Origin of the sequence: Kitasatospora sp. NPDC088346 (genome assembly GCF_044740765.1) — a bacterium.
Classification (GTDB): Bacteria; Actinomycetota; Actinomycetes; order Streptomycetales; family Streptomycetaceae; genus Kitasatospora.
Genome location: NZ_JBIURH010000088.1, coordinates 1 through 19,817 on the forward strand (window position 1 = coordinate 1; position 19,817 = coordinate 19,817).

A 19,817-nucleotide genomic window follows, 5' to 3' on the forward strand; every position below is an offset into this window, starting at 1 on the left:
CGGATCGTCTTCATCCGCACCCTGGTCACCGGCAAGCAGGGCGCCGAGTCCGGCCGCTCCATCGACACTGTCGCCAACACGGGGCAGTACCTGTAGAAGGACACGGACCCGGCAGGCTACGGATTCCGCCTCTACAACCGGACCATCGCGCAGAAGGCGCGGCGGCGACTCCGACCCTGAATCAGCTCGGCGCTCGGATGGCCTGGTGGGCTGCCTCAGCACTATTCCGCCCAGCGCCGACGGCGTTGTCCAGCACTCCTGCCGCGCAACAACGGCGCTCTACCTCCCCGGCCCACTGCCCAGAGCCTTACTGGGTGTCTGGCTCGGGTTACAGGTGCCGAGACACGTAGTTCTACGCGGGTGCTGGGCCAGGGCTAGGGTCAATACCAGTGACTTAAGGATCTTTGCCGGTAGGCTGCCTGCCCAGGAGGTGCCTGGATGCCACGCCCTGGGCAGGTCAAGCCGGCGACGGACGAGCGGCTGTCGGACCGGATCGCGATCGGACTGTTGACGCGGACGTTCTCGCCGGAGTTGGTAGACCGGATCGTGGAAGAGTCCGGGAAGTCCGGACAGCGTCAGCGACTGCTGCCGCCGCGGGTGGTCGTCTACTTCGTCCTGGCGATGTGCCTGTTCTCGGGGCAGGGCTATGAAGAGGTCGCCCGTCTGCTGACCGAGGGGCTGGCCTGGGCCAGGCGCTGGTCCGGGTCGTGGCAGGTGCCGACCACCGCGGCGATCTCGCGCGCCCGGGTCAAGCTCGGGCCGGAGCCCCTGAAGGCGCTGTTCGCCGAGGTGGCCCGCCCTCTGGCAACACCCTCGACTTCCGGTGCTTGGTATGGGAGTTGGCGCGTCGTGGCGATCGACGGAACGGCCTTCGACGTCCCGGACAGTGAGGAGAACGCCGCCCGGTTCGGCCGTCCGAAGACGCACCGTGGAGAGCGGTCCGCCTTCCCGCAGGTCCGGGTGGTCGCGCTGGCCGAGTGCGGCACTCACGCGATCACCCATGCGACGCTCGGCCCGTTCACCACCGCCGAACCGGTGCTGGCCCGCGAACTGTTCAGCGCCCTGGGGCGGGGTGATCTCCTCTTGGCGGACCGCGGCTTCGCTGGGCTGGACCTATGGCGGGCGGCCTCGGCCGGCGGTGCGGACCTGCTGTGGCGCATCAGGTCCCACTCCGTACTGCCCGTCCGGCAGGAACTCCCCGACGGCTCGTACCTCTCGGACATCGTGGCCGCCCGCGACCACCGCAAACGCGCCGATCCCACCGTGGTGCGCGTCATCGACTACACCCTGGACGACCCCGGCCGCCCATCCCAGAACACTCCATACCGGCTGATCACCAGCATCCTCGACCACGAGGCCGCACCCGCCACAGAGTTGGCGGCCCTCTACAACGAGCGATGGGAGATCGAGACCGCCCTCGACGAGCTCAAGACCCACCAACGCGGCCCAGCCCAGGTCCTGCGCTCCCGCTCGCCCGAAGGCGTCGAGCAGGAGGTCTGGGGCCACCTGCTCGTCCACCACGCCATCCGCTCGCTCATGCACGACAACGGCTCTCGACCGACTCGAGGCCCTCGTACGCAACCGGCTCAAACGCCTGCAGTACCGGCCCGACACCCTCGACGGCTTCATAGCCGGCACCGGCCTGACCCTCGACACCCCAACCTCACCCTGACCAGCCGAAGTCAGTAACGTCCTCTCAAAGTTCGCCGCCTCCTCGAGATCCGCTGGAAGCAGCCGAGGTGTTGAGGTGCTGCGTGCTTGACGATCTTCTGGCAGCGTCCGGTACTCGACGGCCCCGACCCCGCATAGTAACGCTCGGGATCGTCCGCCCGGGACAGGCGAATGCCCTGGTTGTGCACGAACAGGAAGCGTGACGCGCAGGCCAGGCCCTCTCCGATGCTGTCGCAGTTGCCGACCGTCAGGGCCAGCGGGCCGAGCATCGACATGTCCTGGTACGCCGCCAGGCGCAGCCCGAGATCCGGACAGTCGGGTGTCTTCGTGGCGCGGCGCAGGATCCGTCCGGCGGTCACCGTCGACAACAGCCCGTGATCGGAATCCAGGTCACCGGGGGAGACACCGAACTCGGCCAGCAATGCCGCCCCGTCGCCGCCGAGATTGTCGGCGAGGCGATCGATGCCGCGTATCGCTGCGGCCCGGATCTCCATCTGCATCCGTAAACGGTACCGCCGAAGAAACCGGCGCTGGGTCAGGCGTTGTCAGCGCTGGTGCCCCAGTCGGGCTCGGTGACCAGCAGGCTGAGTTCCTCATCCCCGAGGTCTACGTCGACGGCGTACCGAAATCCGGCGGACTCGGCCACCGCGACACCTGCCGGCTCACCGGCGGGGACGGCGAGGACGACGCGCCGACAGCGTGGATCGGCTTCCTGGACGGCGTCCGACAGGGCCCGCAGCAGGGCGGGACGCATCGGTTCCGGGCACCCGGCTCCGATCCGCACCTCCACGTCATGGGCGCCGACGGGGTAGGTGTCGCGCAGACGTCCCGAGACGCAGCGTTCCAGACGTACCTCCACGGTCACCCCACTCCGGCGAAGCTGGAGGTCGACCGCGGTACGGGTGTGGAATGTCCGGAAGGCCTCCCATCCCGGGACGTCGAGCGCCGTGATCATGTCTGCTCCCCCTCGGCTACCAGGCGGCGAATGACCGCTTTGTCGAGTTTGCCGGACGCGTTGCGCGGCACGGCCCGGACCACCGTCAGGTGCCGGGGAAGCTTGTACCGGGCCAGCCGGCGCGCGGTGTACTCGCGAACGTCGTCCAGCGTGATCTTCGCGTGGTCGGCTACCGTGACCACCGCGGCCACGGCCTCCCCCCACTGGTCGTCGGGCACACCGACGACCGCGACGTCGACCACGCCCGGCATGGCCGCGAGGACGCGCTCGACCTCGGCGGGGTAGACGTTCTCACCGCCGCTGATGATCATGTCCTTCAAGCGGTCGACGATGAAGAGGCAGCCGTCCTCGTCGACGTAGCCGATGTCCCCCGAGTGGAACCAGCCTTCGTCGTCGAACGCCGCGGACGTGGCCTCCGGGTTGTTCCAGTAGCCGGCGGTGACGTTGGGGCCGCGCACCACGATCTCCCCCGGATCGTTCGGTTTCACCGGCTCGTTGGTGACGGCGTCGACGACGCGCACCTCCGTGTATGGCATGGGGATACCGGCGGATCCGAGCTTGTCCAGGGTGTGTTCGGCCGGCAGATGCGTGGCGAACGGGGCGGTCTCGGTCAGGCCCCACGCCTGCTGCAGCAGGAGGCCCTCGCGGGCGTAGAGCTCGACGAGAGACGGGGGAACCGGCGCGCCCGCGACCACGACCGTCCGCAGCGAGGTCAGGTCCCGCTCGAAGGCTTCGGGGACACGGGCCAGTGCCGCGAACATCTGCGGGACACCGAACATCGAGTTGACCCGGTGCGTCACCAGATCGTCGAGACACGTCTGCGGATCGAAGGAGCGGCGCACCACGACGGTGCCGCCGCGGACGAGCGTGCGCAGGACGAAGCTGTTTAGGGCTCCGATGTGGAACAGCGGTGCGGCCGCGTACGTCACGTCGCCGCGCCGGGTGTCAAGACGCAGCTCGACGTTGACGGAGTTCCACCAGGCGTTGCCGTGGGTCAGCACAACGCCCTTGGGGGTGCCGGTCGTGCCCGAGGTGAACATCAGGATGGCTGGGTCGTCGGCGTACTTCGGCACGAGCAAGGGGCTGGGCGGGGCCTCGTCGATCAGCTGCGACCAGAGCTCCCAGCCGTCTGCCTCGGTCGCCGGCACCTCCGGGTCGTCGTCCACCAGAAGGAAGCGCCTCAACTCGGTGTCCCCACGCACCGCTTCGACGCTCGCGCGGTGCCCCTCCTCGCAGACGATCACTTCGGCGCCGCTGCCGCCGAGGACACCTCGCAGTTCCGGCGCGGCGAGACGGAAGTTCACCGGGACGAAGACCGCACCGGTCCGGAAGGCGGCCAGCATGGTCACCAGGAACGCGGAGCTGTTGAGGCCCAGATAGGCGACCCGGTCGCCTTCGGCGACACCTCCCGCTCGCAGGACGTGTGCCAACCGGGCTGCCTTGTCATCCAGTTGAGCGTAGGTGAGGTCGCCTCCGGCATAGCGGACCACCGCGCTGTCACCCTGGTGGCGTGCGTGGCGCGCGACGATGGCTGCCGGGTTGAGGTCGACCCGGAGGCCGGAGTTGCGCGGGTGAGGTCTCTTCACGTTCCGCTCCTCGTCGAGCTTAGTAAATCGTCCGGGGTCATGGTGGTGGGGCCGGCCCTACAGGTGGTCGCCACCGGCGGCGTGCGCGAAGCCGCGGACGCCGATGCCGCCGTCGACGGAGATCGCCTGTCCGGTGATCGGTCCGCTCTGTTCGCGGGCGGCGAGCAGGACGTACGAAGCGGTGAAGTCGCGCGGGTCCGTGCTGGAGTCGTGCAGCGGGATGAGCGGGGGCGGCTCGTCGGCGCCCTGCGTGCCGTTCTTGGCCCTCTCGGCGTTCTTGGCGAAGGACGCCGAGATCGGGCGGTCCCCGAGGGCAAGGGCCTGGGGGCCGCGCAGGTCGGTGTTCATGCCGCCGCAGGCGACCCCGTTGACGCGGACCTTGGGAGCGAGTTCGTAGGCGAGTTCCCGCATCAGGCCCAGGCAGGCATGCTTGCTGGCGGTGTAGAGGGGGCCGCCGCCGTTGACGTAGAAGGAGGCGTTGGACAGCGTCATGACGATGCTGCCCCGGGTCTTCACCAGCTCCCGCCAGGCCGCCTCGGCGGCGAGGAGGTAGCCCTTGACGTTGACGGAGAAGACCTCGTCGAAGGCGGTGTCGAGTTCCTCGGCGCCGAGCCGGGTGAGCTGGCGCTGGTAGTCCCACACACCGGCGTTGGCGACGAGTGTGTCGAGCTTGCCGAAGCGGTCGACGGTCTCGGCGACGGCGGCGTGCAGCCGCTCCGAGTCACGCACGTCACCGGTGACGGCGTGGATCCGGGACGGGTCGGGCGCGGCGGCCATGACCTCGTCCAACTGCTCCTTGCGGCGGCCGAGGATCGTGACCGCGGCACCCTCAGCGAGGAAGCGCTCGGCTACCGCGCGGCCGATGCCGGTACCGCCGCCGGTGATCAGCGCGGCGTACCCGTCGAGCCAGCCCCCGCTCACCGCTGCTCCGCCAGGAAGCCGGAGACCAGGGCCTCGAACTCACGCTGCCGCTCCAGCTGGACCCAGTGGCCGCACCGGCCGAAGACGTGCAGCTGCACGTCGCGGATCTGCTTGAGCATCAACTGGGCGCCGTCGAGCGTGATGGTGCGGTCGTCGCGGCCCCACAGCAGCAGGGTGGGTGCCTTGATCTTGTGCAGGTCACGCCAGAGCGGGTCCATGCCGCCGCGCTGGGCGAAGGCCGCGTTGTAGTGGTGGTAGAAGGCGATGTGACTCTCGTCGAGGGACGCCTCGTAACGGGCCCTGACCACATCCTCGCCGAACTGCCTATGGTCGAAGACCATGGTGTGGATGAAGGCGGCCATCTTCTTCTCGCTGGGGCCGCCACCGTTGTAGTAACGGAACATCTCCTTCTGCCCCTCGGTGGGCGTCGGCCCGAAAGGTAGCCAGCCGCCACCGGGTGCCATCAGCACCAGCCGGGTGACCCGCTCGGGACGCTGCTGGGCCATGGCGAGCGCGGCCGCTCCACCGAGGCTGTTGCCCAGCAGGTGGAAGGTGCCGATACCGAGGGAGTCAAGTGCCTGGAACAGGGCGTCCACCGCGATCTGGGTGATCGACCGCTCCTCCAGGTCCTGCTCCGTCGGGCGGTAACTGCCGCCGAAGCCCGGCTGGTCCGGCAGGACGACCCGGAAGTGCCGTGCCAGGGCGGGGAGGTTCTGGTGGTAGTTGCTCACACCGGAGGCGCCGGGGCCACCGCCGTGCAGCATGACCAGCACCGGTCCTTCACCTGTCTCGGCCACGGCGATCTCGCCCAGGGACGTGGGCACGCGGTGGTGCTTGAGTTCGAAGTCGGTCACACCAGTTCCCCATCAGAAGAAGGCAGCAGAAGACACAAGGAGTCGCAAGGAGTCGGAAGACTCAGCGGAGGTCAGAAGAAGGTAGAGATGTTCTTCGACAGCAGCAGGTTCTGGTCCAGCAGGACGGTGCGACGGGCCACCCGCAGTTCATCCCCGACACGCCGCAGGATGTCCGTACGGCTGCCGGCGAAGACGTTCTCCTCACGTTCGAGACGGTTGCGGTAGACCAGGAACGCAGAGCGCACGTGCAGGTCGTTCTCGGTGAACTCCGCGTGCTCGGCCGGGTCGATGTGCCCGACCATCACGTTCGTCACCAGGTGGCGGGTCCGGGACGGCGGGTCCTCGGCCCAGGCCATGCCGGAGTCGAACCGGCGAATGCGCCAGGCCAGGCTCTCCTTGGTCTCGTCGTAGAACGCGGCCTCACCCCGCGCGGCCACCGCCAGCGCCTGCTGCCGGCGCAACCGGTTGGTGCGGGTGGGCATCCAGTAGTCAAGGTCGTCGGCGAGCAGGTCCAGCCAGTCCGCGTAGCGGCCGTCGTCAAGGAGGGCGGCCTCCTCGTAGTAGAACTGCTCGACCTGGAAGTGCGTGTCGCGGTCGGCGCGCAGTCCGGCGCGCGTCCCGAGCGGCTCGGTGGTCGTGCTCACGGTGTCGTTTCGTCCCTTCTCCCTTGTGGCGCGGTGCGCAGCAGCGCGCGCAGGTTCACGGCCGGGTCGGACAGTCGTCCGGCGTCGGCCGGGACACGGCGGTCGATCATGCGGCGGGCGGCGCGTACCGCGGCGGAGTCGTCGACGGCGGCGGCCGCGACCACATACCCGTCGCGCAGTCCGAAGACCGCGAAGGAGGGATCGTCGAACGTTCCCCGCACGACGGTCTCCGCGGCGGACTCCATGTGCCCGACCGCCTCGACATGACGGCCGTGCCGGGCCGTCCAGAACCAAGGCGCCGTGGGCGCGGGTGCCTCGGCACCGAGGATGGTGGCGGCCGCCCTGGCGCCGTCGTGCTGAGCGGCTTCCCAGTGCTCGGCGCGGGGCGCACCGCGCATACGGGAGGGGTCGCCCACGGCGAGGACGGCCGGGTTGGAGGTCACCTGCCCGGCGTCGACCAGGATCCCGCGGTCGACCTCGATGGCCGCCCGCTCGGCGAGCCCGGTGTGCGGCACCATGCCGACTCCGAGGACGACGGCGTCGTACGCCCGTGACCCGCGCCGGCCGGCGAGCCGCGCCTCGATGTGGTCACCGCGGTCGGTGAACGACTCCACGGCGGCCTGGACGGTCGTGATCCCGTGCCAGGTGTGCAAATCGTGCAGCCAGGTGGCCAGTTCCGAGCCGAGCGGGGCCATCAGGGGTGCGGCCAGCGGGTCGACCAGGCCGACCTCGCAGCCGAGCCGCACCGCAGTGGAGGCGACCTCCGCGCCGATGAGTCCGGCGCCCACGATCAACAGACGTGCGCCGGGAACCAGTTGTGGACGCAGCCGGTCCGCGTCCTCGGCGGTGCGCAGTACATGCACGCGCTCGCTGCCGCCGCCGGGGATCGGCGGTCGCGCCGCGTTACCTCCCGTGGCGAGCACCACGCGGTCGGCGGGCAGCAGGGTGCCGTCCGCGAGCTCCACCTTCCCCTCGCGGGGGCGCAGAGCCGCGACGACCGTCTGGTTGAGAAGACGGACAAGGTGGTCATCGTACCACTGCGACGGCTGGAGCGCGATCTGCTTGATGTCCTTGGTACCGGCCAGGAACTCCTTCGACAGCGGCGGCCGGTCGTAGGGGAACACCCCGCCATCCACGAGCGTGATGTCACCGTCGAAACCTCCCGTGCGCAGGGCGTCGGCCGTGCGGACACCGGCGATGCCGCCGCCCACGATCACCACGCGCTCGGTCACGGAGTCTCCCCGGGGAACAGGTAGACCTCGCCGTCGCGCACCTCGACGCGGTGCGGGCAGGTGTTCCTCGTCGCGGGAAGACCCTGGACCTCGCCGTTCTTCAGGCAGAACCTGCTGGAGTGCAAGGGGCACTCGACGTAGCCGTCCTCCACCCAGCCTTCGGCGAGCGAGGCGGTCTCGTGTGTACAGGTGTCGTCGAGGGCGTACACGCTGTCGTCGGTGTCGCGCAGCAGCGCGATGTCGTCCTTCGTCCCGGTGATCGCCTTGTCGATGGCGATGCCCTCGCCCTGGGGAATGTCGTTCAGGGCGGCGACGCGGATGCCTTCACTCATTACTGCTCCTCATGCCAAGCGGGGGTGTTCATCAGTTCGCGCCAGCGCCCGTAGAAGGCCCGGCCGGCCGCGTCGCTGTAGAGCTCGCTGGTCTGTCCGGGGAAGCGGCCGTCCTCACGTTCGGAGTCCATGCCCATCTGGTAGTTGAGAGCGACCCGGTTGGTGATGAACCCGTGGGAAATGGCCTGCGCCTCGCTCCAGTTCTCGCCGTCATCCTGCTCGAAGACGCCACTGGGACCGAACGTGCGCAGGTTGTAGAGGCGTTGGGCCTCGCGCACCTCTTCGGGCATCGACTTGTCGACGATGGTCCAGGCCCACACCTCCATCCGGTCCGGGCCCTTGGGATGCCAGATCCGGATCGATCCGTTGACCGGGAGGTAGGAGAAGTTGGGGAAGACCGTGGCGTGCCCGTTCGTCAGCGGCCCATCGACCCGGGCGTCCCCCAGCCGCTTGCGTAGCGCGTCGTAGTCCATCCACTCGTGCACGGCCTGCGCGTCGAAGCGGTTCTTGGGGTGGACTGGGAAACCGGCGCCGTGTCCCTTGGGGTCCACGTACTGACGTCCGGTGCGGTGCACGATCTCGTCCCTGGGCTTCTTTCCGGAGGGCGAGAGCACCATGAGCGCCGAGGCGTGGCTCATGTTCACGTGGTACCAGTCGGTGGCGAACTGCTCGGCGGCGAGCTTCCAGTTGCCCTCCAGAACCCACTTGTGGACTCCGCCGACGACGACCGTGCCCTGCTCGTCGTGGTCGAGCATGGCGTCCATGTACCAGGCCATGTCGCCGAGCGACTCCCGCAGCGGTTGGGGCTCAGGGTTCCAGGTGCCGAAGATCAGCCCGTGGTAGGTCTCCACGTGCGGGACCTCCACCAGCCCCCACTCCCCCGCCTGGAACGAGTTTGGGTAGCCCTCCCTGTTGGGCACGCTGACCAGGGAGCCGTCGAGGTTGTAGGACCAGCCGTGGTATGTGCAGGTGAAGTTGCGGGTGGTCCCGAAGTCGGCCCGACAGACGCGGGCGCCGCGGTGGCGGCAGGAGTTGAGGTAGGCCCGGATCCGGCGGTCGCGGTCGAGGGTGACGATGACCGGGTCCTCGCCCATGTACGTGGTGAAGAAGTCGCCGGGCTTGTGGAACTGGTCGGTGTGGGCGAGGAACAGCCAGCTAGGCGCGAAGACGCGACGCAGCTCCTGCCGGTACAGCTCCTGGTCGGTGAAGACGACACGGTCGAGCAGCCCGCCCTCGGTGTCGACAAGCCCGGAGACGTCAATGGTGCGTGCCAGGTCCGCCGGGCGCCGCAGGGCCCCGCGCGGGGCGGGGGTGGCCGATGGAACCGCGCCCTGAGGTTCGATCGTCGAGGTCATGCCCCCAAGAGAACAGCAGCAGCTCAGAGGGATTCCATCCGTCGTTCCGCACGACGGCACACGCGCTGTCGGCCGGTGGGCGGCGCGGGCGAACGTGAACGCATGCTTGCCGCAACCGCCGTCTCCCAGAGCGCGACCGACCCGCTGGCCGGCCTCGTCGTGGGGGACGTTCCCCAGCCCGAACACCGGCCCGGGTGGTCGCTGGTCCGTGTCGTCGCGTCGTCGCTCAACATGCACGACCTGTGGACGCTGCGAGGCGTCGGCCACCCGCCCGAGCGGCTGCCCATCGTCCTCGGCTGCGATGCCGCCGGCTACGACGAGGACGGCCACGAAGTACTGGTCCACCCGGTGATCGCCGACCCGGACGCAGGCTCGGGCGACGAGACCCTCGATCCGGGCCGTGCCCTGCTGTCGGAGCGGCACGACGGGGCCTTCGCCGAATACCTGTCCGTGCCCACCCGCAACCTCGTCCCCAAGCCGTCCTGGCTCACCTTCGACGAGGCCGCCTGTCTGCCCGTCGCCTGGGGCACCGCGTACCGCATGCTCTTCACCCAGGCCGGGATCCGGGCGGGTGACCGGGTGCTCGTCCAGGGGGCGGGGGGCGGCGTCGCCTCGGCGGCGATCAAGCTGGCCGTCGCCGCCGGGGCCGTCGTCTACGCCACCAGCCGCAGTGCGGACAAGCGGGCGCAGGCCGAGTCCTGGGGCGCCCGCCAGGCCGTACCGACCGGCGAGCGGCTGCCCGAGCGGGTGGACGTCGTCATCGAGACGGTCGGCGAGGCGACCTGGTCGCACTCCCTCAAAGCGCTGAGAGCGGGCGGCACCCTGGTCGTCGCCGGCGCCACCAGCGGTACCAACCCGCCGGCCGATCTGGGCCGTGTCTTCTACCTCCAGCAGCGCATCCTCGGCTCCACCGGATGCACCCGCGGCGAACTGGTCGCCCTGCTGAAGCTGATGGACGCCACCGGACTGCGCCCGGTCATCGACCGCGCCCTTCCTCTGGACGAGATCCACAAGGGCTTCCAGCTCATGCTCGACGGGCGGCTGACCGGCAAGCTCGTCATCCACCCTCAGGAAGAACCATCGTGACCGTTGCCGCCGTCGGGCTGTCCCACTCCCCCCTGATCGGGAAGAACGACCCCGCCCCCGAGACCCTCGCCGCCGTCGAGGAAGCGGTCGAGGGCGCACGCTCCTTCGTCCGCGCCTTCAACCCCGACCTGGTCGTCCTGTACGCCCCGGACCACTACAACGGCTTCTTCTACAAGGAGATGCCACCCTTCTGCCTGGCCACCGAAGCGAGCGCCGTGGGCGACTTCGGCTCCGCGGCGGGCCCGCTGTCGGTCGACACCGAGGCCGCCCGCGCCCTCGCGCGCGGTGTGCTGGACCGTGGCGTGGACCTGACCGTCTCGGCGCGGATGACGGTCGACCACGGTTTCGTGCAGCCGCTGGAGGTCCTCTTCGGCGGCATCGACAAGGTCCCGGTCGTCCCCGTCTTCGTCAACGGCGTCGCCACCCCGCTCGGTCCCGTGAGCCGCATCCGGGCTCTGGGCACGGCCATCGGCCAGGCGGCGGCCGAGCTGGACCGCAGGGTGCTCTTCCTCGGCTCCGGCGGGCTCTCTCACGACCCGCCCGTCCCGGTCCTCAACGGAGCGCCGCCCCGCGTCGCGGACGCCCTCATCGAGGGACACCCGCCCACCCCCGAACAGCGGGCCCGGGGCGAGGAACGGGTCATTCAGGCTGGTCGCGACTACGCCGCCGGCTCCACCCGCATGATCCCCATCAACCCCGCCTGGGACAACCACGTCCTGGACACGCTGGAGAGCCGCCGCCTCGCGGACGTGGACTCCTGGTCGGTGGAGTGGATGGCTGCCGAGGGCGGCGGCTCGGCCCACGAAGTACGTACCTGGATCGCAGCGTTCGCCTCGCTCGCGGCCACCGGTGACTACCGGATGACCTCCCACTTCTACGCTCCGATCCCCGAATGGATCGCGGGCTTCGCCGTGGCGACGGCGGCACAGGAGACAGATCGATGAGCACACGGGAACAGGTGGCCGACCAGGCCGCGGACCGGCTGGAGACCGCGGCGGCCAAGAAGCAACCCTGCGCGCCTGTGCGCGACCTGCTCGGCACGACGGACGTGGCCAGCGCCTACGCCGTGCAACGCCTGCTCACCCGGCGGCGGCTGGCCGCCGGGGCCGTTGTCACCGGCCGCAAGATCGGCCTCACCGCGCCCGCGGTCCAGCGCCAACTCGGCGTCGACCAGCCGGACTTCGGTGTCCTCTTCGCCGACATGGACGTCTCCGGCCCCGAGCCGGTGCCCACAGGCCGGCTGCTGCAGCCCAAGGCGGAAGCCGAGATCGCCTTCGTCCTCGGCGCCGACCTGGACACGGACGACCTCGACGCGGCAGCCGTCCGCGCGGCGGTCTCCTACGCGGTGCCGGCCCTGGAGATCGTGGACAGCCGCATCGCCGACTGGGACATCACCATCACCGACACCGTCGCCGACAACGCCTCCAGTGGTCTGTACGTGCTCGGCGAGTCCCGGCTGCCGCTGCGGGCGTTCGAGCCACGCGAGGCGACGATGCGCATGTACGTGGACGACGTCCTCGTCTCCGAGGGCGACGGCGCCGCCTGCCTCGGCGACCCGCTGACCGCCCTGTGGTGGCTGGCCCGCACGGCACAGGCGTACGGAGACCCGCTGCTCGCGGGCCAGGTCGTCCTCTCCGGCGCGCTCGGCCCCATGGTCAGCGTCTCCGGGGGCGTCACCGTCCGAGCGGAGATCCCCCGGCTCGGCACAGTCACCGCCACATTCACCGACAAGGACCCGGCATGAAGAAGACGAAGGTCGCCGTGGTCGGATCCGGCAACATCGGAACCGACCTGATGATCAAGATCCTGCGGCTCTCGGAGGCGCTCGAGATGGCGGCCATGGTCGGCATCGACCCGACCTCCGACGGCCTCGCCCGCGCCCGCAGACTCAAGGTGCCCACCACCCACGAGGGCGTCGAGGGCCTCGTCGCGCTGGACGGCTTCGACGACATCGACATCGTCTTCGACGCCACCTCAGCCAAGGCCCACATCGCCAACGCGGCCAGGCTCGCACCGTACGGCAAGCGCCTGATCGACCTGACCCCGGCAGCCATCGGCCCGTTCGTCGTCCCGCCGGTCAACCTGGACGACCACCTGGCCGCCGCGAACGTCAACATGGTCACCTGCGGAGGCCAGGCCACCATCCCGATCGTCCACGCCGTCGCGCGCACGACACCGGTCCCCTACGCCGAGATCGTCGCGTCCATCGCCTCCAGGTCCGCCGGGCCCGGCACCCGCGCCAACATCGACGAGTTCACCCAGACCACGTCCGCGGCCATCGAGACGGTCGGCGGAGCGACACGCGGCAAGGCGATCATCGTCCTCAACCCCGCCGAACCGTCCCTGATCATGCGGGACACCGTGTTCTGCCTGATCGGCGACGCCGACCACGACGCGATCCGCGCCTCCGTCACCGACATGGCGGCCGAGGTCGCCAAGTACGTCCCCGGCTACCGGCTCAAGCAGGACGTCCAGTTCACGCCCGTACCGGCGGACGAGCCCGTCCACACCCTCATGCCCCCCGACGCACCGAAGGTAACGACCCGGTTGTCGGTCTTCCTGGAGGTGGAGGGCGCCGCGCACTACCTGCCCTCCTACGCCGGCAACCTCGACATCATGACCTCGGCCGCCCTGCGCACCGCCGAACGCATCGCCCAGCACGCACGACAGGGGGCCTGAACCATGACCACCAACCTGTACGTCCAGGACGTCACCCTCCGGGACGGCATGCACGCCGTACGGCACCGCATCGCACCCGCCGACGTCCGGCGCATCGTCGCAGCCCTCGACGCGGCCGGTGTCGACGCCATCGAGGTCGCCCACGGCGACGGACTGGCCGGCGGCTCGGTCAACTACGGCCCCGGCAGCAACACCGACTGGGAGTGGATCGAGGCCGCCGCCTCCGTCCTCGAACGCGCCACGCTCACCACGCTCCTGCTCCCCGGCATCGGCACCGTCGCGGACCTCAAGGACGCCTACGCGCTCGGTGTGCGTTCCGTGCGCATCGCCACCCACTGCACCGAGGCCGACGTGGCCGCCCAGCACATCGCCACGGCCCGTGAACTCGGCATGGACGTCTCCGGCTTCCTGATGCTCGGCCATATGGCCCCGGCCGCCCAACTGGCCGAGCAGGCACGCCTGATGGAGTCCTACGGCGCCCAGTGCGTCTATGTCACCGACTCCGGCGGCCGCCTCACCATGGACGGGGTACGGGAGCGGGTCCGCGCCTACCGGGACGTCCTGAGTCCGCAGACGCAGATCGGCATTCACGCCCACCAGAACCTGTCCCTGGCGGTGGCCAATTCGGTGGTCGCGGTCGAGGAGGGGGTAACCCGAGTGGACGCGTCGCTCGCCGGACACGGCGCAGGCGCTGGCAACTGCCCGATCGAGCCGTTCATCGCCGTGGCCACCTTGACCGGCTGGAAGCACGGCTGCGACCTGCTCGCCCTGCAGGACGCCGCGGACGATCTCGTACGCCCCCTGCAGGACCGTCCCGTCCAGGTCGACCGCGAGACCCTCACGCTCGGTTTCGCCGGCGTCTACTCCAGTTTCCTGCGTCACGCGGAGGCCGCTTCCCGCCAGTACGGCGTCGACGTGCGCACCATCCTGCTCGAGGTGGGCCGACGCGGACTGGTCGGCGGGCAGGAGGACATGATCGTGGACATCGCGCTGGATCTGGTGGGAGCGGCTCGGAGCTGAAGGTCGGCCTCAGGGGTTCACGGGCGCGGCAGTCGGCCGACTCGCTGCTGCGCCGCCCGCCCGACCGCCCATGTCCGCGAGGCGGCCACGGCGACGCGGCGTACGTCGGCGCTCAGCCGGCGCGTGTCGATGTGGCCGCGTCGACCCGAGACGGAGAGAGCGGCCACCGCCCGGCCGGTGCGGTCCAGCACGGGAGCGGCGACACAGCTCAGACCTAGCCGGCTCTCCTCGTCGTCGAAGGCGACCCCGACCAGACGGATGCGGTCCAGTTCGGCGGAGAGTTCGTCGGGATCGGTGACCGTGTGGTCGGTGAACCGGCGGAGCGACCCGGCAAGCGCCTGCGCGGCCGCTTCGGAGTCGTAGGCGAGCATGACCTTGCCGACCGCCGTGGCGTGCGCGGGCAGCCGTCCGCCGATGCGGGAGGGGACCGGCGCCGGGCGGTGGCCGTAGAGCTTGGCGAGGTAGACCACCTCGTGGCCGTGGAGCACGGCCAGGTGGGCGGTGTGCCGGGCGAGTTCGTAGAGGTCCGTCAGATACGGCAAGAGCAGGTCCCGGACCCGCTCCTGGCCGGGCGCGTACACGGCACGGCCCAGTTCGTGCAGCCGCTCGCCGAGGCGGTAGTCTGTCCCCACCCGTTCCACGACGCCGTTGCGCTCCAGCATGCCCAGCACCCGGTGGGCGGTCGACTTGCTCAGCTGGGCCCGGCGCGCGAGCTCACTGACACCGATTCCGCTGCTCGCCTTGTCGCCGAAGGCGACGAGAAGGCTGACGGCCTTGTCGATGGCGGCCCGGTCGTCGCGGGCCTGGGAGGCGACAGATGCGGTGGTCATGGCGGGTTCACCTCAGCTTCGAGGGGGCGGCGTCAACTTCAGTACACCGTTCGGACGGCTTTACGTGACAAGGGTGGCCAGATACCCGTCCGTTCGTCAACAATGACGTGATGTACATTAAAAGTGACGACGTCGGCCACGAGAACGAGCTGGTCGCCCGGAACGTCCGGCGATTCCGGCTGGAGCGGGCGATGTCACTGGGTGAGCTGGCCCGGCGCTCCGGCCTGTCGAAGCAGACGCTCTCGAAGATCGAGCAGGGCTCGGGCAACCCCACCGTGGAGACGCTCTCCCTGCTCGGCGCGGCGCTCGACGTCCCGGCCCGCCGTCTTCTGACCGAGTGGGGCACTCCGGTCTACGTCCAGCGGCACGACGAGGGCGAGTGGACCGACGCCGGGAACTGGTCGGAGCGGCTTCTGGACGAGGTCTACGGGTCGGGATACGTCCGTACCCTGGTGCTGCGCCTGGAGCGCGGCGGGAGGCAGCCGGAGCCGGTCGGCCCGCACGCCGCCGGCACGCTGCACCACATCTACGTCATCACCGGAAAGCTGCGCACGGGCCCGCTCAGCGAGCCGGTGGACCTCGCCGCCGGTGACTTCGTCCGTTTCCCCGGTGACGTCCCCCACCAGCACCTCTGCCTGAGCGACCGCGTGATCGCCCACATGGTCACGACGCTGCCGCAGGTGAGACAGATCAGTCCCACGGTCATCCAAGGCCAGTCTTGACATGACGCTCCTCCCAATTTCCCGGGGTCGTGCCGCTGGACGGAACGACGATTGGCCGCCCTTCCTCGCGTTCAGTTGAATCCTCCGCAGTTGTCCGCAGCTGTCTCCGGAGCAACCGTTGACGGGAGCCGGCTGTCACAAAGGAGTGATCATGAGCGCTCGTTCGAACCTGCTCTTCCTGCACGGCTACTGGCACGGATCCTGGTGCTGGAGTGAGGTCATCACCCACGTGGCGGCGGCCGGCCGGTCGGCCGTGGCGGTGGACATGGCGGGGCACGGGCTGCGTGCCGCGCGCCCGCAGTGCCTCACCAGACGCCCCCTTGCCCCCGAGGCCCTGGCCTCCGAGGTATCGCCGGTGGCGGGGGTGGACCTCGACCAGGCAAGCGACCTGCTGATCTCGCAGATTAAGGAGGTCGGCGGAGGCAGCCCCGTCACGGTGGTCGCCCACAGCATGGGCGGCGCCGTACTGACCCGGGCAGCGCAGCTGGCTCCCGAGCTCGTCGCGCACGCGGTCTACCTGGCCGCCTTCATGCCCGCCTCGGACGTCCCGGCCCTCGCCTACACACAGATGCCCGAGAACGCGGATGCGCTCATCGCCTCGTCCTTCCGCGCCGACCCCTCGGTGATCGGCGCCCTGCGGCTCGACCTCGCCTCCGACGACCCCGCCTACCGCGGGCAACTGCGCGACATGTTCGCCGGCGACGTCGATCCGGCCGTCGCGGAAGCCGCCCTCGGACTGCTGACACCCGACGCCCCGATCGGCATAGCGCTCGGCAGCACCACGCTCACCCGCGAAGGCTGGGGGTCGGTGCCGCGCACCTACGTCGCCTGCACTCGGGACATGACCGTCCGTCCGGCCCTTCAGCAGAAGTTCATCAGCGACGCGGACGCCGCCTTCCCGGACAACCCGACCTCCGTGGTGACACTCGACTCCAGCCACTCGCCCTTCCTGTCGATGCCAGGGCGAGTGGCGGACATCGTCACGAAGCTGGGCTGACGGGCGACTCCCACCCCGTCAACGTCAACCCGCTCCGAAGGAGCAAAAGGGTCCGTCAGCCTGCTGGCCGAGGCCCACAGCGAGCGCGTCCAGATCGCCGAGAACGCCTCCTTCCTCCGCACGGTATTCGGCCCACGCAAGCCGAAAGAAGCCAAGGAAAAGAAACGCTGAGAAACACCCGAAAATGCGGTGCCTCGCACGGCAGACGCACGCGGCTAGGCACGCACCCATCAGAAGTGGCGGCTCGCACCGCCAGAACCGTCCGGCCCGGCCACCTATCGGCGACACCCCCCCGGAGACGACATGATGCACAGGCACACTCGGCCGACACCGCGCAGCGGCGGCCTGCGGGCGAACGCGCTCGGGGCTGCGGACGCGGTGGTGATGGCCATCGCAGGCACCGCACCCGCGTACACCCTCGCCGCGACCACAGCGGTGCTGGCTGCAGCAGCGGGACTGGCCAGTCCCGCCAGCCTGTTCTGGTGCGCCCTGCCCATGACGGGGGTAGCGCTGGCATTCAAGTACCTCGGCCGCCTGGACGCCAATGCCGGGGCGAGCTACTCGTGGGTCGCCCGGGCCCTGCACCCGGTGCTGGGTTTCATCAGTGGATGGGCCCTGGTGGTCTCGGCAACGATCTTCATGGTCGCCGCGGCCCTTCCCGCCGGCTCCTACACCTTGTCGCTGCTGCCGGTCAGTTGGCCGCACGACCAGATGCTCGCCACAGCGGTCGGTGCCTTGTGGTTCCTACTCATGTCGGCGGTGGTGGTGATGGGAGCGCGGATCACCGCCAGCGCCCAATGGCTGATGACCGGGATCGAGGTCACGATCTTGCTGGTTGTCGGGATCACCGCTGTGGCTCGTGGGGGCGTCCAGGTGTTCTCGTGGTCGTGGCTGTTCGATCTCACCGGGGTGGGCGGCGCCCAGGGCTTTGCCAGCGTCGCCCTTATCGCGGCCTTCTACTTCTGGGGCTGGGACGTCACTGCCAATCTCGGTGAGGAAACCAGCAGGACCGGGCGTGGCTCCGGCTGGGGCGGGCTGCTCGGCCTGTGCAGCTCGCTGGTGCTGTTCGAGATCCTCACGATCGCAGTGAATCTGGTCCTTTCCCAGCCGGACATCCAGGCGAACAGTGAAACGGTCCTCGCGGCCCTCGGCGACGCCCTGTGGCCGGGATGGGGTGGCAAGGTCATGGTGATCGCCGTGATGTTCTCCACCATCGCCACCCTGGAGACCACGCTGATCCAGGTCAGCCGCACACTCTTCGCCATGGGGCGTGACCGCACCGTTCCGGCCGCCTTCGGCCTGACCCACCCGCAGTGGAAGACGCCCTGGGTAGCCGTCGCAGCGGTCACCGCGGTCTCACTCGTTCTCCTCATCGCCTCCAGCACGCTCGGACCGATCAGCACGATCCTCTCCGACGCCTTCAGCGCCATCGGCCTGCAGATCACGGTCTACTACTGCCTCGCCGGGACCGCGGTCGTCGTCGCATACCGCAAGCTGCTCCTCAGATCCGTATCCAACGCCGTGTTCATCGGCCTGCTCCCGCTAGCCGGCTCCCTGTTCATGCTGTGGGTGCTCTGCCAGTCCCTCCTGACCCTGGACGCCGCAACCCTGCAGATCGGACTCGGCGCCCTGGCTGCCGGCGCCCTCCCCCTCATCTGGTACAGGCGCGCGGGCAGCGACTTCTACACGCCCCACAACCGCCTGGACGCCGAAGCCGCGGACCTCATCGAACCCCACCACAGCGCGACCATCCCCCTCGTTTCCGACCATTACGACGGCCGCGTCGGCGACCTGTGACCCCTCGCCATGACACCGCGTAGACCCCCGCACACGCGTCACGGGCAAACCCCTCACTACGACCCCGCCCTCGGCGACCTGCCACTTGCCGAAGCCCTGGAAGACTTGCGGTTCGGGCGCTGGCAAGGCGCACGGGACCTGTTGCACGCCACCGGCCACGACTGGGACCGCCGCACCCATCAGATCAGACTTCTCGCCGAGCACGCCGCCAGCTCCCGCACCATGGAAAGCTGGCAGATAGCCGAACCACACAATGCCGACGCCCTGGTTGTGCGGGCCGACACCGTGGTCATGCGGTTGTTCCACACACTCGCGCACAAGTATCAGGACACTCCGCCGCCCACCGACCGGGATGTCTTCGATTGGCAGCACCTCAACAAAGCCGCCCGCCTCTGCCTTGAGGCCAGCCAAGCGTTCCCCGCGGATCCCATGCCGTGGGTGTCCCTGCTCACCCTCGCCCGCCTGTACGGCAACGGACACCCCGACACCCGCACCTGGTGGCAGGAGATCCGCGCCCGAGACCCCTACTCACGCGAAGCCCACCACCAGCTCCTGCGTCACATATCCGCCCGCTGGCACGGCTCCCACGGCAGGATGTACGACTTCGCCCGGGACACCGCGACCGCAGCACCACTCGGCTCCCCACTCGCGGCCCTCACCCAAGCCGCCCACGTCGAGCACTATCGCGAGAGGCTGCGCACCGAAGGAAAGAACGCATTGGGCCTCTCATTCCACTGGGTAAACGGCATGACCCTCTACAGCCTGAACACCACATTCGACAAATGGATTATGCATCGCGATGCCGTCGAATACGCCCAGGACGTCACGGACTTGAACCTCCTCGCCCACGGACTGGTATTCGCCCGTCTCACCGAAAAGGCCGCCATAGTCTTCCGGCACCTGGGAAACCGGGCCACCCGCACCCCTTGGTCCTACTGCGGCGACCCGCAAACCCTGTTCATTCGATGGCGCGACATCCTCCAGCCATAACCCACGTCCCCCACCCGTCAACTCCCGTTCTGCCAAGGGAGTATCAGAATTTCGGCTCTGGCCCGTAATCGGGATGCTGTTGGTGATCTTCACTGGTGAGGGTGAGGTTCCATCGATCGGCGGCTGCTGCGCGTGTCTGCCTGGTG

Annotated in this window: 19 protein-coding genes and 2 pseudogenes; 11 read left to right on the forward strand and 10 right to left on the reverse strand. The window is 69.4% G+C overall.

Translation table 11 applies throughout. From position 1 onward, the window contains the following. Positions 1-438: 438 nt before the first annotated feature. Positions 439-1,479 (forward strand): annotated as a pseudogene (locus ACIOFR_RS40240) (IS4 family transposase); the annotation flags it as partial. 67 nt (positions 1,480-1,546) lie between these two features. Beyond that, positions 1,547-1,672 (forward strand): annotated as a pseudogene (locus ACIOFR_RS40245) (IS630 family transposase); the annotation flags it as partial. A gap of 10 nt (positions 1,673-1,682) precedes the next feature. Here ACIOFR_RS40245 and ACIOFR_RS40250 read toward each other — a convergent pair. The 9 genes from ACIOFR_RS40250 to ACIOFR_RS40290 all read right to left on the reverse strand — a co-directional run bounded on the left by ACIOFR_RS40250 (position 1,683) and on the right by ACIOFR_RS40290 (position 9,550). Further along, positions 1,683-2,171, reverse strand: a complete 489-nt coding sequence (locus ACIOFR_RS40250; protein ID WP_401005497.1) for an AraC family transcriptional regulator ligand-binding domain-containing protein — start codon at positions 2,169-2,171, stop codon at positions 1,683-1,685. 35 nt (positions 2,172-2,206) lie between these two features. Continuing rightward, the gene (locus ACIOFR_RS40255; protein WP_401005499.1) at positions 2,207-2,626 is read right to left on the reverse strand and encodes a hypothetical protein; all 420 of its coding nucleotides are present in this window, start codon (positions 2,624-2,626) and stop codon (positions 2,207-2,209) included. Then, on the reverse strand, positions 2,623-4,212 hold the full coding sequence (locus ACIOFR_RS40260; protein ID WP_401005500.1) for a long-chain-fatty-acid--CoA ligase: 1,590 nt from the start codon (positions 4,210-4,212) through the stop codon (positions 2,623-2,625). The genes ACIOFR_RS40255 and ACIOFR_RS40260 overlap by 4 nt, the downstream gene beginning before the upstream one ends. A 57-nt stretch (positions 4,213-4,269) precedes the next feature. Beyond that, positions 4,270-5,133, reverse strand: a complete 864-nt coding sequence (locus ACIOFR_RS40265; protein WP_401005502.1) for an SDR family NAD(P)-dependent oxidoreductase — start codon at positions 5,131-5,133, stop codon at positions 4,270-4,272. Next, a complete protein-coding gene (locus tag ACIOFR_RS40270) occupies positions 5,130-5,987 on the reverse strand; it encodes an alpha/beta fold hydrolase (protein WP_401005504.1) in 858 nt (285 codons plus the stop codon). The genes ACIOFR_RS40265 and ACIOFR_RS40270 overlap by 4 nt, the downstream gene beginning before the upstream one ends. A 71-nt stretch (positions 5,988-6,058) precedes the next feature. Continuing rightward, positions 6,059-6,631 carry a 3-phenylpropionate/cinnamic acid dioxygenase subunit beta gene (locus ACIOFR_RS40275; protein WP_401005506.1) on the reverse strand — a complete coding sequence of 191 codons (573 nt, stop codon included), beginning with the start codon at positions 6,629-6,631 and terminating at the stop codon, positions 6,059-6,061. Continuing rightward, the gene (locus ACIOFR_RS40280) at positions 6,628-7,863 is read right to left on the reverse strand and encodes an NAD(P)/FAD-dependent oxidoreductase (protein WP_401005508.1); all 1,236 of its coding nucleotides are present in this window, start codon (positions 7,861-7,863) and stop codon (positions 6,628-6,630) included. Before ACIOFR_RS40280 ends, ACIOFR_RS40275 begins: the two co-directional genes overlap by 4 nt. Beyond that, positions 7,860-8,195, reverse strand: a complete 336-nt coding sequence (locus ACIOFR_RS40285; protein ID WP_401005510.1) for a non-heme iron oxygenase ferredoxin subunit — start codon at positions 8,193-8,195, stop codon at positions 7,860-7,862. The genes ACIOFR_RS40280 and ACIOFR_RS40285 overlap by 4 nt, the downstream gene beginning before the upstream one ends. Continuing rightward, the gene (locus tag ACIOFR_RS40290; RefSeq protein WP_401005512.1) at positions 8,195-9,550 is read right to left on the reverse strand and encodes an SRPBCC family protein; all 1,356 of its coding nucleotides are present in this window, start codon (positions 9,548-9,550) and stop codon (positions 8,195-8,197) included. The genes ACIOFR_RS40285 and ACIOFR_RS40290 overlap by 1 nt, the downstream gene beginning before the upstream one ends. Positions 9,551-9,652: 102 nt before the next feature. Here ACIOFR_RS40290 and ACIOFR_RS40295 point away from each other — a divergent pair, with 102 nt between their 5' ends. The 5 genes from ACIOFR_RS40295 to dmpG are packed head-to-tail and all read left to right on the forward strand — an operon-like array spanning position 9,653 to position 14,335. Beyond that, the gene (locus ACIOFR_RS40295; protein WP_401005514.1) at positions 9,653-10,636 is read left to right on the forward strand and encodes a zinc-binding dehydrogenase; all 984 of its coding nucleotides are present in this window, start codon (positions 9,653-9,655) and stop codon (positions 10,634-10,636) included. After that, the gene (locus ACIOFR_RS40300; protein WP_401005516.1) at positions 10,633-11,580 is read left to right on the forward strand and encodes a 3-carboxyethylcatechol 2,3-dioxygenase; all 948 of its coding nucleotides are present in this window, start codon (positions 10,633-10,635) and stop codon (positions 11,578-11,580) included. Before ACIOFR_RS40295 ends, ACIOFR_RS40300 begins: the two co-directional genes overlap by 4 nt. Continuing rightward, on the forward strand, positions 11,577-12,380 hold the full coding sequence (locus ACIOFR_RS40305; protein WP_401005518.1) for a 2-keto-4-pentenoate hydratase: 804 nt from the start codon (positions 11,577-11,579) through the stop codon (positions 12,378-12,380). Before ACIOFR_RS40300 ends, ACIOFR_RS40305 begins: the two co-directional genes overlap by 4 nt. Further along, the gene (locus tag ACIOFR_RS40310; protein ID WP_401005520.1) at positions 12,377-13,315 is read left to right on the forward strand and encodes an acetaldehyde dehydrogenase (acetylating); all 939 of its coding nucleotides are present in this window, start codon (positions 12,377-12,379) and stop codon (positions 13,313-13,315) included. Before ACIOFR_RS40305 ends, ACIOFR_RS40310 begins: the two co-directional genes overlap by 4 nt. Before the next feature lie 3 nt (positions 13,316-13,318). Continuing rightward, on the forward strand, positions 13,319-14,335 hold the full coding sequence (gene dmpG / locus ACIOFR_RS40315) for a 4-hydroxy-2-oxovalerate aldolase (protein ID WP_401005522.1): 1,017 nt from the start codon (positions 13,319-13,321) through the stop codon (positions 14,333-14,335). A 17-nt stretch (positions 14,336-14,352) separates the two neighbouring features. Here dmpG and ACIOFR_RS40320 read toward each other — a convergent pair whose 3' ends face one another. Then, positions 14,353-15,165: an IclR family transcriptional regulator gene (locus ACIOFR_RS40320; protein WP_401005523.1), complete on the reverse strand. Its 813-nt coding sequence runs from the start codon at positions 15,163-15,165 to the stop codon at positions 14,353-14,355. A 110-nt stretch (positions 15,166-15,275) separates the two neighbouring features. Between ACIOFR_RS40320 and ACIOFR_RS40325 the strand changes: the two genes are divergently transcribed. From ACIOFR_RS40325 to ACIOFR_RS40340, 4 genes are all read left to right on the forward strand, one after another. Further along, on the forward strand, positions 15,276-15,887 hold the full coding sequence (locus ACIOFR_RS40325; RefSeq protein WP_401005525.1) for a helix-turn-helix domain-containing protein: 612 nt from the start codon (positions 15,276-15,278) through the stop codon (positions 15,885-15,887). Between the two features lie 151 nt (positions 15,888-16,038). Continuing rightward, a complete protein-coding gene (locus ACIOFR_RS40330; protein ID WP_401005527.1) occupies positions 16,039-16,884 on the forward strand; it encodes an alpha/beta fold hydrolase in 846 nt (281 codons plus the stop codon). A 303-nt stretch (positions 16,885-17,187) separates the two neighbouring features. Then, on the forward strand, positions 17,188-18,681 hold the full coding sequence (locus tag ACIOFR_RS40335) for an APC family permease (protein ID WP_401005529.1): 1,494 nt from the start codon (positions 17,188-17,190) through the stop codon (positions 18,679-18,681). Positions 18,682-18,822: 141 nt separating this feature from the next. After that, complete coding sequence (locus ACIOFR_RS40340) at positions 18,823-19,671, forward strand: hypothetical protein (protein ID WP_401005531.1); 849 nt, start codon at positions 18,823-18,825, stop codon at positions 19,669-19,671. The last annotated feature ends 146 nt before the right edge of the window (positions 19,672-19,817 follow it).